This window comes from Massilia sp. S19_KUP03_FR1 (assembly GCF_036688685.1).
Classification (GTDB): Bacteria; Pseudomonadota; Gammaproteobacteria; order Burkholderiales; family Burkholderiaceae_D; genus JALYUM01.
The window spans coordinates 1-14,353 of record NZ_JAQQPS010000036.1; the positions used below are offsets into that span (position 1 = coordinate 1).

At 59.3% G+C, this 14,353-nt stretch carries 13 protein-coding genes and 3 pseudogenes; 10 read left to right on the forward strand and 6 right to left on the reverse strand.

Going from position 1 to position 14,353, the window contains the following annotated elements; all coding sequences use genetic code 11:
* Nucleotides 1-324 precede the first annotated feature (324 nt).
* A pseudogene (locus V6M87_RS25705) lies at nucleotides 325-543 on the reverse strand (IS3 family transposase); the annotation flags it as partial.
* Nucleotides 544-625: 82 nt separating this feature from the next.
* Here V6M87_RS25705 and tnpA point away from each other — a divergent pair.
* Both tnpA and tnpB read left to right on the forward strand, forming a co-directional pair.
* The gene (gene tnpA, locus V6M87_RS25710; RefSeq protein ID WP_332879527.1) at nucleotides 626-958 is read left to right on the forward strand and encodes an IS66 family insertion sequence element accessory protein TnpA; all 333 of its coding nucleotides are present in this window, start codon (nucleotides 626-628) and stop codon (nucleotides 956-958) included.
* Nucleotides 958-1,113, forward strand: coding sequence for an IS66 family insertion sequence element accessory protein TnpB (tnpB, locus tag V6M87_RS25715; protein WP_332879528.1), 156 nt, complete (start codon nucleotides 958-960; stop codon nucleotides 1,111-1,113). Before tnpA ends, tnpB begins: the two co-directional genes overlap by 1 nt.
* Nucleotides 1,114-1,124: 11 nt before the next feature.
* On the opposite strand, the pseudogene V6M87_RS25720 reads toward tnpB, so the two are convergent.
* A pseudogene (locus tag V6M87_RS25720) lies at nucleotides 1,125-1,355 on the reverse strand (IS3 family transposase); the annotation flags it as partial.
* Between the two features lie 64 nt (nucleotides 1,356-1,419).
* Here V6M87_RS25720 and V6M87_RS25725 point away from each other — a divergent pair.
* The 8 genes and pseudogenes from V6M87_RS25725 to V6M87_RS25750 form a co-directional block, all read left to right on the forward strand.
* Nucleotides 1,420-2,576 (forward strand): annotated as a pseudogene (locus V6M87_RS25725) (IS3 family transposase); the annotation flags it as partial.
* A 368-nt stretch (nucleotides 2,577-2,944) separates the two neighbouring features.
* A complete protein-coding gene (locus tag V6M87_RS27300) occupies nucleotides 2,945-3,127 on the forward strand; it encodes a transposase (protein ID WP_442920640.1) in 183 nt (60 codons plus the stop codon).
* Nucleotides 3,128-3,241: 114 nt separating this feature from the next.
* On the forward strand, nucleotides 3,242-3,523 hold the full coding sequence (locus V6M87_RS27305; RefSeq protein WP_442920641.1) for an IS3 family transposase: 282 nt from the start codon (nucleotides 3,242-3,244) through the stop codon (nucleotides 3,521-3,523).
* A 12-nt stretch (nucleotides 3,524-3,535) separates the two neighbouring features.
* The gene (locus V6M87_RS27310) at nucleotides 3,536-4,126 is read left to right on the forward strand and encodes an IS3 family transposase (protein ID WP_442920642.1); all 591 of its coding nucleotides are present in this window, start codon (nucleotides 3,536-3,538) and stop codon (nucleotides 4,124-4,126) included.
* Between the two features lie 258 nt (nucleotides 4,127-4,384).
* Nucleotides 4,385-5,686, forward strand: a complete 1,302-nt coding sequence (locus tag V6M87_RS25735; protein ID WP_332879529.1) for an HlyD family secretion protein — start codon at nucleotides 4,385-4,387, stop codon at nucleotides 5,684-5,686.
* Nucleotides 5,687-5,764: 78 nt separating this feature from the next.
* A complete protein-coding gene (locus V6M87_RS25740) occupies nucleotides 5,765-7,912 on the forward strand; it encodes a peptidase domain-containing ABC transporter (protein WP_332879530.1) in 2,148 nt (715 codons plus the stop codon).
* Nucleotides 7,913-8,074: 162 nt separating this feature from the next.
* Nucleotides 8,075-8,581 (forward strand): TlpA disulfide reductase family protein, encoded by a 507-nt coding sequence (locus tag V6M87_RS25745; RefSeq protein WP_332879531.1) that lies wholly within the window; start codon nucleotides 8,075-8,077, stop codon nucleotides 8,579-8,581.
* Between the two features lie 99 nt (nucleotides 8,582-8,680).
* Nucleotides 8,681-9,856 (forward strand): MFS transporter, encoded by a 1,176-nt coding sequence (locus V6M87_RS25750; protein WP_332879532.1) that lies wholly within the window; start codon nucleotides 8,681-8,683, stop codon nucleotides 9,854-9,856.
* On the opposite strand, the gene V6M87_RS25755 is transcribed toward V6M87_RS25750, so the two are convergent.
* The 4 genes from V6M87_RS25755 to V6M87_RS25770 all read right to left on the reverse strand — a co-directional run bounded on the left by V6M87_RS25755 (nucleotide 9,853) and on the right by V6M87_RS25770 (nucleotide 14,116).
* A complete protein-coding gene (locus V6M87_RS25755; RefSeq protein ID WP_332879533.1) occupies nucleotides 9,853-10,692 on the reverse strand; it encodes an HDOD domain-containing protein in 840 nt (279 codons plus the stop codon). The genes V6M87_RS25750 and V6M87_RS25755 overlap by 4 nt on opposite strands.
* 152 nt (nucleotides 10,693-10,844) lie before the next feature.
* Complete coding sequence (locus V6M87_RS25760) at nucleotides 10,845-11,489, reverse strand: BON domain-containing protein (protein ID WP_332879534.1); 645 nt, start codon at nucleotides 11,487-11,489, stop codon at nucleotides 10,845-10,847.
* 92 nt (nucleotides 11,490-11,581) lie between these two features.
* Nucleotides 11,582-12,238, reverse strand: coding sequence for a hypothetical protein (locus V6M87_RS25765; protein ID WP_332879535.1), 657 nt, complete (start codon nucleotides 12,236-12,238; stop codon nucleotides 11,582-11,584).
* A 99-nt stretch (nucleotides 12,239-12,337) separates the two neighbouring features.
* Nucleotides 12,338-14,116: a methyl-accepting chemotaxis protein gene (locus V6M87_RS25770; RefSeq protein WP_332879536.1), complete on the reverse strand. Its 1,779-nt coding sequence runs from the start codon at nucleotides 14,114-14,116 to the stop codon at nucleotides 12,338-12,340.
* Nucleotides 14,117-14,353: the final 237 nt, after the last annotated feature.

Genomic DNA, 14,353 nt, shown 5'->3' on the forward strand with positions numbered 1-14,353 from the left:
AGGCAGGGAACGTACCGTTATTGTCTCAGGTTGCGGCACCGGCGGGAACGGGAGCGCCTTAATTAATCAGCGTTTCCCTAGGCACTTGCTATTTGGTTTGCCAGCGAAAATCCCACTACTACGCAATTCTTGTTACGATATTTGTTCATGCCGCACATAATGCCGTAGCACTTGTCTTGGGCGACTAATTATTTTTCCGAAATAGTTGTGAGTGTGCACGGTTTGTCACGCTTCGCACAGTGGTGAACGACCCGCTGTGATGTTTGGGTGCTCGACGACCGAAATGTGCCCAGGCTGAAGAATTTCGGCACCTGTCGCGTTTGACTAAGTGTCAAGACCCGCTTGGTTATAGACGCGTTTAACGAATAATTCCGGCTTTTTATCGTGCCAGTTTTTCAGTGCCTGGATCGGCGTCTGGTGTTTGAGGGCGCGCTGTGGGATGCTGTTGTTGTAGATTTTTAGATAGTTGCGCAGCGTCGATTCTAGCTCGGCAGCGGAACCAAAACGGGTCTGTCCAACGATCTCGCTGATGCGGCCATTGAAGGTAAGCGATCCATGAACCACAGCCTTGCCGCTCGATTCCACTTTCCGCATGCTTGCCGTTTCAATTTGAATGGGAGCAAGCATGGAAGGCGACACTGAATTCTGGATGTCACACGTTGAGGCCTTGCGCCGCGACGGCGGCGCGGCGAGCGAGTACGCGCGCCAGCACGGGCTGGCGCTGGCATCGTTGTATTACTGGCGGCGCAAGGTGCAACTGGCAGCCGCAGACAGCGCCGGCGGCGGCGTTGGGGCGGCGGGCAAGTTCGTCGCCTTGCGCGTGCTGGATGTGGCAGCAAGTACAGCAACGGGCCCATGCACACTGGTGCTGTGCTCGGGCCTGCGCCTGGAGCTGGCGGCACTGCCGTCGCCGGGCTGGTTGCTGGCTCTCGATCAGGCCCACGCGGGAGCGCGCTGATGCACCCGGGTTGCCGCATCGACCAGGTGTTCCTGTGCCGCGAGCCGGTCGATTTCCGCAAGTCGATCGGCGGGCTGTCGGTGCTCGTTGAGCAGGAGTTGCGACTCGATCCATTCGGCAGCGCGTTGTACGTATTCGTCAACCGCCACTATTAGGGCTGCTGTGGTCAAGTAATTTCGGACACAACGATAGGTTCGCGTGCTGCCATTTTCCGTTCATAGACGGCGGGCGGCAGATTGCCCAATGCTGAATTGATTCGCTTACAGTTGTAGAAGCCGACGATGTAGTCGGTGATGTCGGACTTGGCCTCTGCATGGTTGGCATACTGACGTTGCCAGACACGCTCCATTTTTAGGTTCAGGAAAAATCGTTCCGCGACGGCGTTATCCCAGCAGTTTATAGTGGACCCACAGTTTGAGACAGCGGTTTAAGCTATGTTCCTCACGGGAGGATAGCGGCGAATGGCGGAAATAAAGAAGCGGAAAGTGCATAGCGCGGAGTTCAAGGGGAAGGTCGGCCTTGAGGCGGTACGCGGGGTCAAGACGGTCAATGAGATCGCTCAGCAGCATGGCGTTCATCCGGCGATGGTGGCGCAGTGGAAGAAGGAAATAACTTCCCGTGCTGGGACCTTGTTCGAAGGGAAGCGTGGCCCGAAGGCCGAAGCGGAGCATGAGGGCGAGGACCGACTCTACGGTGAAATCGGGCGCCTCAAGATGGAATTGGACTGGCTTAAAAAAAAGTCAGGCCTGTAAGCGGCGCCGTGCGACTGGGTTGGATCGAGGCAGTCGGCCAGCTATCGCTGGTGCGCCAGTGCGAGCTGGCAGGCGTATCGAGGGCGACCGTTTATCGGCCACGTGTAGTGGCAATTCCTGACGATGATGATCTGGTTCTGTGTGCGCTGATCGACGAAGAATTCACTCGGCACCCGTTCTACGGCAGCAGACGGATGGTGGTGATTCTGAAGCGGCAAGGATGGCTGGTAAATCGCAAGCACGTACAGCGACTGATGCGCATTCTGGGGCTGGCCGGAATGGCGCCGGGGCCGGGCACTCCGGTGCAGCATCCAGGCCACAAGGTCTATCCGTATCTGCTGCGTGGCGTGGCCATCGTGAGACCAAACCACGTCTGGAGCACGGACATCACGTACATCAGATTGGCGCGCGGTTTTGCGTACCTGGTTGCGATCATCGACTGGTATTCGCGACGCGTGCTGACCTGGCGTATCAGCAACAGCATGGACGCATCGTTTTGCGTGGACTGTCTGGAGGAGGCGTTGATCGATCACGGCAAGCCCGAAATCTTTAACACCGACCAGGGCAGCCAGTTCACCAGCATGGCGTTCACGGGGGTGCTAAAACGAGAAGGCGTTGACATCAGCATGGACGGGCGGGGCCGAGCGTTGGACAACATCTTCGTGGAGCGCCTGTGGCGCAACGTCAAGTACGAGGACGTGTACCTGAACGGGTATGCCACGATGGGCGAGCTGCATGCCGGGCTGACGCGATACTTCGCCTTCTACAACGGCGAACGACCGCACCAGCGATTGGACTACCGGACGCCGAATGTTGTGTACGAGAGTGGCAAAGGCGGCGGCGCCATGATCGTCGACAAATACGGCAGCGTGCCCGATCCGAGTTCGCCTGAGCCAGTGCCAGGGCTTGGTGCACGCAGCGCTGGGGAGCATGGGGCTCCGCCCCAAACCCCGCCCGGCCGGCAGCAAAGTGCGATGACTGCCACGCTGACAGATGGATGAAATTAAGGAAGACGGGGCAGCGCCGATCCGCTGCGTGCAGGTTCAGGACACTAGCTTAAACTCAGGCAAAAACTGTCTTGACGGATGGGTCCACTTTATCCGTCATGGCAGAGAACTCGAGAAAACGTCCCCAGAAATCGTTAAAAACATCTTGAATTATTGGGAAGCCTGCTGTGGTCTAATTTGTCCGGACACCTCAATAGGTGGAAAATGTACCACCTGAGGAGCAACACATGGCAACAAGAAAACGCAAAACATTCGATCCGAGCCTGAAGCTGGAAGTGGTTCGGATGATCACAGAGCAAGGCCAAAGTATTCGGAACGTCAGCGAAAGCATGGACATTGGTCAGACCGCGATCCGGAGGTGGTTGGCGCAGGGAGGGCGCCGAGCAGAGTGGCCAGCCAGGTATCGGTAAGCCGTTGACTGCCGAGCAGCAGAGGATCCGCCAGCTGGAACAGGAGAATCAGCAACTTCGCCAGGACGTGACAATATTAAAAAAAGCGTCGGCCTTCTTTGCCCGCGAAATGAAGTGACCCATCAGGTCATTGAAGCGCTGCAAAAGGAGGCCATCCCGGTCCAGCAAAGCTGCCGTGTTCTGGAAGTGAGCCGATCGGCTTTCTACGAAGCAAAGCGACGTGTTGCCGAGCCGGTCATCTGCAAAGAAAGCCTGTACCTAAAGGCGGCATTCATGGCGAGCCATCAAAGCTACGGCAGCCGTCGACTGGTCACTGCTATGGCCAATGAAGGCTTCCAGATGGGGCGTTTCAAGGTGCGCAGCTTGATGCGCAAAGCAGCGTTGAAGCCTGTCTGAAAACGTAAATTCATTCATACGACTGACAGCAAGCACGACTTGCCGATTGCAGAAAATGTTCTCAACCGACAGTTCAATCCACCGACGCCGGATATGGCTTACGTCAGCGATATTACGTACATTCGTACGGGCGCCGGATGGCTGTACCTGGCCACTGTGCTCGATCTGTACGCGCGCAAGGTGGTCGGCTGGGCCATGGTGCCAAGCATGCCCGCCAAGCTCGTCTGCGACGCGTTGAACATGGCGATTCAACAGAGGAAGCCGGCGGCGGGACTGCTCGTCCATTCCGACCGAGGCAGCCAATATGCCAGTGAGCTTTACCAGGATCTTTTGAAGAAGCATGGCTTCGTCTGCAGCATGAGCAGGAAAGGGAACTGCTGGGATAACGCCGTCGCGGAACGATTTTTCCTGAACCTAAAAATGGAGCGTGTCTGGCAACGTCAGTATGCCAACCATGCAGAGGCCAAGGCCGACATCACCGACTACATCGTCGGCTTCTACAACTGTAAGCGAATCAATTCAGCATTGGGCAATCTGCCGCCCGCCGTCTATGAACGGAAAATGGCAGCACGCGAACCTATCGTTGTGTCCGAAATTACTTGACCACAGCAATTCGCCAAATTCGTTTAGAACACGTCGGCTTACAAACGTTGCTTCACCGTAGGTCCAGTAACGGGGAAGTCCCTTTCATTCAGAGGGGGATTACCGCATTGACTGTTGAGATGTGTCAACAGTTCTTAGTGCTGCCAACGCATTTCAAACCCCCTTTCCTGCGTACAATAATTTGGCGGATGGATTCTTGAGGGCTAGAGTTGAGAGGAATCACGTCGCTCGATAACGTTATTACTTGGGACCGCGAATATGAAAGCAACATCGCCTAAGCAGTCATTGGATCTCGCACATAAGTCCTTGTTCCGCCAACAGGCCATCGAGAATGTAACGGTTCGTCAGTACGGCAGCGTCATCCTAACCCGTCACACCAGCCATCTAATCCTCACGTGCATATTCGTGACGCTGGCATTACTGATAATTGCCTTTTTCGCCATTTTTCAGACAACTCGCAAAGTCCCGATCCAAGGGATGCTCGTACCAACCGCAGGTGTAACGCGCGTATTTTCCAGCCAAGTTGGCGTCATTAACAAGGTGCGCGTCCAGGACGGGCAGTTTGTGCGCGAAGGAGATATTCTGTTCGTCGTTTCCAGTGAGCGCAGCACTTCCGATCCACGCTCTACCGAGGCCCTCATTTCCGAATTGATCGCAAAGCGCCGCGCCAGTTTTGATACCGAACTACTGCAGGCCAAAACGCAATCGCGGTCTCGGCGCACGGCTCTGCAGCAGCGCACGCTTGATCTAGAGAGTGAAATCAAACGCCTCGACAACCAGGCCTTCATCCAAAAACAGCGCATTATTCTGTCCGAGCAGAACGTTGCACGCTTCGCCCAGTTAAAGGCTACAAATTTCATTTCGGCAGCGCAGTTTCAGGAACGGGAAGCTGAGCTGCTGGATCAGCGCCAGCGCCTGTTAGAAATTGAGCGTATTCAATCCACAATTCGGCGCGACTCGGCAAGTACCCAAGCGGAGGAGAAGGACATCGCGCTCCAGGCGCTGCGCGACGAAAACGCTTTGCGCCGCAGTGCATCTACGCTTGAACAGGACCTTACCGAGAATGATGCACGGCGCGAAGTTCCGATTCGCGCACATCAAACCGGCACGATCACGGCGATTGCGGCAAACCTCGGCCAGACCGTCGGCGCTGCGACTTCTTTGGCATCAATTCTGCCGGAAGGAAGCAAGCTGGAAGCGGAAATGTATGTTCCATCCCGTGCGGTCGGCTTCATCAAGCCCGGCATGACAGCCCTGTTGCGATATCAGGCTTTCCCTTACCAGAAGTTCGGCCAGCACCCCGCGCGCGTGCGCGAGGTGGTCACTACCTCGGTGCGCCCCGAGGAACTGCCTACCTCAGCGGCGGCGATGCCGGGCGCGGCACAGTCGGAGCCGGTCTACCGAATCAGGCTCGAGCTAGATCAGCAGACCGTCCAGGCATACGGCGCAGCCAGGCCGCTACGCTCCGGCATGCTCGTCGATGCCAGCGTCATGCTTGAGCGCCGCAAGCTCTACGAATGGGTACTCGAACCGCTCTTTAGTATTTCCGGCCGCTTGTAAGCAGGTACTGTCCGTTTCCGATTCTCGTGCCAGCAGTGGCTGAGCTTATGCAGCCGGCTTCTCCCTGATCGAAGGTGAATGATGCAATTTCCTATTCTTGCCGAGTTAGCTTTCTGGAACAGCCGGCGGCTGCCCGTCCTGCTACAGACCGAAGGAACTGAATGCGGCTTGGCATGCATGGCGATGATCGCCAGTTATTGGGGCCACCGAATCGATATTCCGAGCATGCGTCGCCGCTTCTCGGTGTCGATGAAGGGAGTGAATTTGAAGGGCCTGATGGCGATGGCGAGTGGTCTGTTATTGCAGACACGTCCGCTCAAGTTGGAACTCCAACATTTGCCCGAACTAAAGCTCCCCTGCATCCTGCACTGGGACTTGAACCACTTTGTCGTGCTTAAGTCCGTTTCGTCCAAGTATGCTGTCGTGCACGATCCGGCTATCGGCGAAAGAAGCGTCGCGCTGGAGGATTTCGCGAATCATTTCACAGGCATTGCGCTTGAGATAACACCAACCGCGCAGTTCAAGCCCAAGGAAGAACGCCAGAATTTCTCTCTGTTCTCGCTGATGGGGCATGTGGGCGGCCTGCGTGGCGGACTGGTACAGCTGCTAGCGCTCGGATTGGCCCTGCAAGTCTGCGCTCTGGTCGCCCCCTTCTACATGCAGTGGATCGTGGACGAAGCCATATTGGCGTCCGACCGTGACCTGATTTCGGTGCTCGGCTGTGGCTTCTTGCTGCTGGTACTGCTCCAGACTGCAATCGGCGCCGTCCGCTCTTGGGTAACCACCGTCCTGTCCACCAGCCTGAACCTGCAATGGTTAGGCAATGCTTTTGTCCATCTGCTCAAGCTGCCGCTGCCTTACTTTGAAAAGCGCCATACCGGTGACATCGTCTCGCGCTTTAGCTCAATCCAGCGGATCCAGACCTGTCTGACAACCCAGTTCGTCGAAGGGGTTATCGACGGCATCCTGGTGTTGGGCACCCTGTTCATGATGCTTCTGTATAGCACCACACTCGCAGCGGTCGCCTGCGTTGCCGTGCTGCTGTATGCGCTGCTGCGATGGGCAATGTTCAGTCCACTACGAGACGCGAACTCCGAGGAGATCATTCACGCCGCAAAACAGCAGAGCCACTTCATGGAGACCGTGCGTGGCATGCAGAGCATTCGCCTGTTCGGCCGCAGCGAAGAGCGTCGTTCAGGCTGGATGAACTCGTTAACCGACGAATTCAATGCCCAATTACGTATCGCCAAACTCTCAGTCTCGTACCAGACCGCCAATACCTTGCTGTTCAGCGGAGAGCGTGTGATTGTAATCTGGCTTGCGGCGCTCGCTGTACTCAACAACAACTTCTCGGTGGGGATGGTGTTTGCCTTCATCAGCTACAAGGACCAGTTCAGTCAGCGTATGGCCAGTCTGATCGACAAGCTGTTTGAATTGCGGATGATGCGCCTGCATGGCGAGCGGCTGGCGGACATTGTGCTGGCTGAAGCGGAGCGGGATGATGATGCAGCTGAAGTCGACGCGAGCCATATCACGCCTTCGATCGAGATTAATAACCTGAGTTTCCGCTATTCAGACGGCGAGCCCGAAGTCATCCGCGTACTCAACCTTAGCATCCCCGCTGGGCAATGCACTGCGATCACTGGGCCATCAGGCTGCGGCAAAACGACACTGATGAAATTATTGCTCGGACTGCTCACGCCAACGAGCGGCGAAATTCGCGTCGGCGGCGTGCCATTGGGTTCTCTTGGGCTGTCGAACTACCGCCATATGCTGGGCACAGTGATGCAGGACGATACCCTGTTTGCCGGTTCGATCTCGGACAACATCAGTTTCTTTGATCCTATCGTCGACATGCAGCGCGTCTACGAATGCGCGGGACTGGCCGCGATAGCGCCCGACATTGCGGCCATGCCGATGGCCTTCAACACGCTCATTGGTGATATCGGTACGGGCCTGTCGGGTGGCCAGAAACAGCGCATTCTGCTCGCACGCGCGCTGTACAAAAACCCGAAAATCCTGGTCCTGGACGAAGCGACCAGCCATCTGGATGTGTGGAATGAACAGGCCGTCAACCAGGCCATCCAGACAATTGCGCTCACTCGCATCATCGTTGCACACCGTCCGGAAACGATCCAAATGGCAGAGCGTGTGATTGTGCTGCAGAACGGGCAGGTGGTTCAAGACATCAGTAAGCCAAGTCCTGGGGATCAGCAGGCGGCTTGAGAGCGAATCCCGACTTGTCCATTTGCGTGTGTCTGTTGAGTAAGGTATTGATTTAAATTCTTCTACGCTTTTGGGGAGTGCTGCGCAAGCGGCTGGGAAAATGATATTTCTGACAATCACCGCTACACTTGACTGACTAACTTTCCTGAAAGAACGCTGACCATGCCGCTCTCCTTGCGTGGCTTATTTGCCGCCCTGCTGCTGATCTCGCTGACCGCCCACGCCGCTCCGGCCGAAGGCGACGTGCCGCCCAAGTACGTCGGCAAGCTGATCGACGGCACAGCGGCCAAGGTGTCCGATTACGCCGGCAAAGCGGTGGTACTGTCATTCTGGGCGACCTGGTGTACGTACTGCCTGAAGGAGTTGCCGGTCTTGAATGCCATCCAGAATTCCGGCGCAAAAGACCGCATCGAAGTCATTGCGCTCAATATCGAAGAGCGCGACGTCTTCCGTGGCGCGACGCGCGCGCTGAGCAAGGTCATCAACATCCGGATGGCGTACGACCCGGACCACATCGCCCAGTCCGCCTATGGCGTGAAAGGCATCCCGCACATGGTTATCATCGGCAAGGACGGCAAGATCATCCGCGTGTATCGCGGCTACGCCGAATCGTCGCTGGGGCAGATCGTCGCCGATATCAACCAGGCAACGGGCGCAAGCGCGCCATAATGAAAACGAGCACGGGCGCAGCAGATTGCTGAGCCGCACGCTAAAATAGCGGATTGAAGTTCACCTCCTCAATCCCCTACCCCATTCCCTCCCCCGCACATGAAAAAAAGCCTCGCGCCCCTGGCCCTTGGCGGTTTTGGTATTGGCATGACCGAATTTGTCATGATGGGCATCCTGCCCGATATCGCTACCGACCTCGCCATCACCATCCCCCAAGCGGGTTACCTGATTGCCGCCTATGCGATGGGTGTGGTGGTCGGGGCACCGACGCTGGTCGCACTGATGGCGCGCCAGGCCCCGAAAACCGTGCTGATCTGGCTCATGATGCTGTTCACGCTGACCAATGCGCTGTCGGCGCTGGCACCGAATTTTCACGTCCTGCTGGTGGGCCGCTTCCTGGCGGGCTTGCCGCACGGCGCCTTCTTCGGCGTCGGCGCCGTGGTCGCCAGCCGGCTGGCCGACAAGGGCAAGGTGGCCGCCGCGGTGGCCAGCATGTTCACCGGCTTGACGCTGGCCAATGTGGTCGGCGTGCCCTTCGGTACCTGGCTGGGCCACAACGCCAGCTGGCGCCTGGTGTTCCTGGTGGTGGCGGCAATCGGCATCGCGACGGTGCTGCTGCTCAAGCGCTGGGTGCCGCACATCGACGCCAGTCCCAGTCCCGGCTTTCGCCATGACCTGAAAATCTTCAAGCGGCCCGGCCTGTGGCTGGCGATGTTGATCACCTCGATCGGCACCGGCGGCTTCTTCGCCTCGTTCAGCTACATCGCGCCGCTGCTTACCGACATGGCGCATTTCCAGCCGGGTACGATACCGCTGATCATGACCCTGGTCGGGGTCGGCATGACGGTCGGCGTGATCCTTGGCGGCAAGCTGGCCGACAAGGTCGCGCCGATTAAATCGGTCGTGATCCTGCTGGCCATCATGGCAGTGCTGCTGGTGTTGAACGGCCTGCTGGCGCATTCGAAGCCGGCGATCCTGTTCCTCGCCTTTGCCACCGGCGCCAATGCGCTGGCGCTGGGGCCGTCGATCCAGATGCTGCTGATGGACCATTCACGCGACGCCGAAATGCTCGGCTCGTCGCTGGGCCAGTCCGGTTTCAATATCGGCAATGCGCTGGGGGCATTTTTGGGCGGCATCCCGCTGACGCTCGGTTACAGCTACGCCTCACCGCAGTGGGTAGGCGCTGGCCTGGCGCTGGCGGGCGTGGCGTTCGCCCTGCTGATGCTGGGCAAGCATCGCACCTTCGGCGCAGTCGGGGTGCTGGCGCCGCGTTAAACCAATAAAGCGGCGCTCATGGTGCGGTAAGCATCTTCTGCTTCAACCTGAATCGTCGCGAGAACCCCTTCGTCGAACATCAGGTCGGTCGTCGACTCGGCGTCGCGCGGCGTGTTGACGCTGCGGTTATCGAGCGGCGACGGCACCGGGGCGTATTGATTGGCCAGCAGCAGCGTGTCGAGCAAGGACGTGGGCGACATGGACAGCATGCCGGCGCGCAGCCCGGCGATGGCGGTGGCCACTTCTTCCGGCACGGCCAGCTTGCGGATCACTTCACGGCTGACCACCTCTTCGCACAAAGTGGCCCAGTTTTCCGGATCGGCATCTAGCAGACCCGGGAATTCGTCGGCGCGCGAGAGCAGATAAAATCCACCCACTTCATGCACGATGGCGGCAAACACGGCGGTGTCCGGATTGACGCCAGTCATGCGCCGCGCGAACACCTGCGCCAGCGCTGCCACATGGGCCGTGTGTTGCCATAATTGTTCGGCCTTGGCACGCAGGGTCGGGTCGGTGATGCGTGCGCCAAACTGGCGCACCAGCAAGCTGGCAACCAGGGTTTGCAGGTTGCGGTAACCGATGCGGTTGACCGCAGCGCGCACATTGGTGATGGCCGCGCCGCCGCCGCCGTTGAAGGCAGCAGAATTGGCCAGCGCCACCGTGCGCGCGGCCAGCTGCGGCTCGCCCAGCGTCAGGCGAATGGCATCCTCCAGGTGGCAATCGGATTTATCGAGGGCCAACTGGAGGCGCAGCACCGCATTCACGCTGGTCGGCAAGCTGATTTCGCCACGGGTGGCTTGGGCGGCGATGTAGCCAAAGGCTTCTAGTCTGTTCACGCAAAAATTATACGCGTGCTGCCAGGTTCGCCCATGGATTAAAGGTTCTCTGTTGCAAATTTGTGAGAATCTGCTTGCAATATAGACAAAACCCCGTGGACGCAATGCGCACACGGGGTTGCAGGACTTGCCGGCTGAGGCCGAAGTCTTGCTTATTTGACTTTGATTGCGCTCTTCACATTCGTCACGCCTTCGACAGACTTGGCGGCGGTGACGGCCTTGTCGGCTTCGGCTTTCGAATTCACGAAACCGCTCAGCATGACCACGCCTTTTTCGGTTTCCACGTGGATGTCCATCGACTTCAGTTCAGGCTCGCCGAAGATGCTGGCCTTGACCTTGGTGGTGATCACGGAGTCGGATGCGACGGCCGCGGTTTTATCGGCGGCGCGTTCGGTGCTGCCGCTCGTGCTGCTGGTTGCGGCACGCGTTTTGTCGCCAGCGCGGTCGATCATGTTTTCGGTTTTTTGCGCAACGGTCGAGGCGACAGCCTTGGTTTTATCGACCGCCGTTTGTGCGACTTCCTTGGTTTTATGGGCAGCGTTCTCGGTTTTCGTGCCCACCGTGGTGACGTTGCCTTTGCTATCGACCAGGCAGCCGGTTTTCGACGAGCCGGACGCTTGCGCGCACTTGTCGACCGCATCAGAGCGGGTTGGATCCTTGGTGTCGGTGCTGGTGACCAGCGGCGAGCGGACGGTCGTGGTGGTGGTCGTGGTCGTCGATGCACCGGTCTGGGCGAATGCGCCGCCGACAGCAGTGGCCAGCAATGTGGCCAGCAAAGTTGCGTTAAGCGTTTTCATGGAAGAGTCCCTTGTACGGTTGTTTTGATGACCCATTAGACGCCAGGCTGGTGTAAATATCTGTGCGCCATCCAACACTTGCCTGATAAACACTAGTTCTCGGGATTGTCCAGGTTGACACCGTCACGCCACAAGGATGCCACGTCGGCAAACGGCTGCGCCTGCACGCCCAGGCGCTGCGGGTCGCTGGCCAGGCGCAGCCAGGTGCGGGTATCGTGATTCCCGCCGGACAGCGAGCTGCTGTCGCGCAGGCCGCTCAGCCAGCGATAAACCGCACTGTACTGCCCGGGATGACGCATCTGTACCCACGCCAGCGCCACCAGGTCGGCGTACGCTTCCTCGCGCCGCGCTGCGCTGTCGCCACTGCCGACAAAGCCTGCTGGCAACGCATGCCAGGCATGCTGCGCGTAGCGCCAGCAGTGGCCGAGCTCGTGGGCGGCCATGGTTTCGATCAGCAAGTCTTGCTGCTCAAGCGGCATGTCGGCCAGCACCTTTTCCGCGTCAGGATTGCCGCGCAGGGAGAGCACCAGCTTGCAGCGGCCGTCGGCAAAACCCATCGCCAGCGCAACGTCGTTCGGGCCGGCTTGCGGCTGGACCGTGATGTCGAAGACCAGTTGCTGGGTTTGCGAAAAAGCCAGCACGGGCGCTGCCGCTTTCAGCCAGCGCACTTCCTGCGCGGTCAGGTCCGCCGCGCAGGCGTCAATACTGTTGAAACAGCAGATCAGGGCGAAGCAAACAGGCTGGCGCATGGCGGTCTCCGGGTCGTTAAGTGCCTATCGGCAATAATTTAACCCTTCTGTAGCGCGCGGACCGCCCTTATTTTTCGCTATGGACAAGCCAACAACAGCTTAAAACGTTTCCCATTCGTCGGTTGCGGCTGCGGGCGCGCTGGCCGGGGCCGGGGCGCGGGCCGGGGCCGGGGCGCGCGCCGGGGTGGGTGCGCGGGCCTTGGTGGGCGCTGCCGGTGGGCGCACAGGCACTGGCGCTGGCACTGCCAGGCGGGTGCCGGCCGGCTTGACGGCAACGCGTGGGGCCGGCACGGACACTGCCGCCAGGGCCTGGGACGCGTCGAGCTTGAACACGCCGACCACCGTCGCCAGATTCTGCGCCTCGTCCTGCAGCGACGCGGCGGCGCTGGTGGCTTGCTCGACCAGGGCAGCATTCTGCTGGGTCGCCTCGTCCATTTCGCCAACAGCGCGGTTGACCGACTCGATACCGGTGCTTTGCTCCTGGCTGGCGTGGCTGATCTCGGCCATGATGTCGGTCACCCGCTTCACGCTGCTAACAATCTCTTCCATCGTGGTACCGGCCTCGTCGACCAGGCGGGCGCCCGCTTCAACCCGGTCGACCGAGCTGCCGATCAGCGCCTTGATTTCGCTCGCTGCCGACGCCGAGCGTTGCGCCAGGCTGCGCACTTCGGTGGCAACCACGGCGAAGCCCCGGCCCTGCTCGCCAGCCCGTGCCGCTTCCACGGCGGCATTCAAGGCGAGAATATTGGTCTGGAACGCAATGCCGTCGATCACGCCGATAATGTCGACGATCCGCTTCGACGATTCGTTGATCGACGCCATCGTCTCGACCACTTGCGCCACCACGGCGCCGCCGCGCACGGCTACTTCCGAGGCCGACTCGGCCAGCACATTGGCCTGACGCGCATTGTCCGCATTCTGGCGCACGGTGCCGGTCAATTCTTCCATCGCCGAGGCGGTTTCTTCCAGCGTGCCGGCCTGGCGCTCGGTACGCGCCGACAGGTCACCGTTGCCGGCCGCAATTTCAGTCGAGGCCAGTGCGATCGTCTCGGTGCCGGCGCGCACCTGCGCGACGATCTCGACCAGGCTGTCACGCATGCCCTGCATGGCGAACAGCAGGCTGGTGCGGTCGCCCGGGGCGGTATGGATCGGCACCGACAAGTCGCCGCCGGCGATGCTGGTAACGATGGCGGCGGCGTAATCGGGCTGGCCACCGAGCTGGCGCAGCAGACCGCGCCCGATATACCAGGCGCTGAGCACGCCGGCCGCGATGGCGATGGCGCACAGCACCACCATCCACGCCAGGAAACTGCCGGACAGCGCGCGCGCGCCGGCAGTGGCTTCCTGGCTCATTTTTTCTTCCAGGTCGATCAACTTGTTGACCGAGGCCAGCCAGTCCACGAACGCCGGTCCGGCTTGCTGGGCCAGCATGCGCGACGCTTCGGGCAGATTGTCGGCATTGCGCAATTCGATGACCTTGGCGATCAATGGCTGGACGCGGCGCTCGGTGTCCTTGATACCGGCCAGGGCCGTCTTTTCGTCTGCCGTGACGACGCCCTGAAACAGGGCATCGAGCGGACCGGCCGAGCGCTGGTAGTTCTCGTCCAGCGTCTTGATTTTGGCAACCTGCACCTGGACGGCGGCGGCGTCGGGCGCCAGCACCACATCGCGCACGGCGATCGCGCGATCATGCACGCTGCCGCGGAAGTTGATCGCGTGGCGCTGTTTGACGTTGTTGACGTCGTTGACGAGGCTGAGGGTGTCGTCGATGCTGCCGACGCGGTGGATGGCCAGGCCGGCCAGCACGATCATCAGCGCAAAGATGACGCCGAAGCCGAGCGCCAGACGGGTACCGATCGTTTGGGTTGATTTACGCATGCAAGTCTCACTCATGATTAGCGGCAGAGCGGCCGGATCGCAGTTGCCTTGAAGTAATCATTCTGCATGGCAATTCGAAAGACTATAGCATGTTGACTGTGGTATTTTTGCGACTCGGCATTGATGTGTTGCAAGGTCGATGCGCCATGCGAGAGCCGTTTGTTGTGCTTTATTTAATCGAATAAAACCGATATCAGGCGCGTTTCATTCGTGCTAAGTGAACGCAAGGGAGCGCGC

Coding starts and splice junctions, on each gene's coding strand:
- tnpA (WP_332879527.1), top strand. CDS start 626: ATGGAAGGCGACACTGAATTCTGGATGTCACACGTTGAGGCCTTGCGC.
- tnpB (WP_332879528.1), top strand. CDS start 958: ATGCACCCGGGTTGCCGCATCGACCAGGTGTTCCTGTGCCGCGAGCCG.
- V6M87_RS27300 (WP_442920640.1), top strand. CDS start 2,945: ATGGCAACAAGAAAACGCAAAACATTCGATCCGAGCCTGAAGCTGGAA.
- V6M87_RS25735 (WP_332879529.1), top strand. CDS start 4,385: ATGAAAGCAACATCGCCTAAGCAGTCATTGGATCTCGCACATAAGTCC.
- V6M87_RS25740 (WP_332879530.1), top strand. CDS start 5,765: ATGATGCAATTTCCTATTCTTGCCGAGTTAGCTTTCTGGAACAGCCGG.
- V6M87_RS25745 (WP_332879531.1), top strand. CDS start 8,075: ATGCCGCTCTCCTTGCGTGGCTTATTTGCCGCCCTGCTGCTGATCTCG.
- V6M87_RS25750 (WP_332879532.1), top strand. CDS start 8,681: ATGAAAAAAAGCCTCGCGCCCCTGGCCCTTGGCGGTTTTGGTATTGGC.
- V6M87_RS25760 (WP_332879534.1), bottom strand. CDS start 11,489: ATGAAAACGCTTAACGCAACTTTGCTGGCCACATTGCTGGCCACTGCT.
- V6M87_RS25765 (WP_332879535.1), bottom strand. CDS start 12,238: ATGCGCCAGCCTGTTTGCTTCGCCCTGATCTGCTGTTTCAACAGTATT.
- V6M87_RS25770 (WP_332879536.1), bottom strand. CDS start 14,116: ATGCGTAAATCAACCCAAACGATCGGTACCCGTCTGGCGCTCGGCTTC.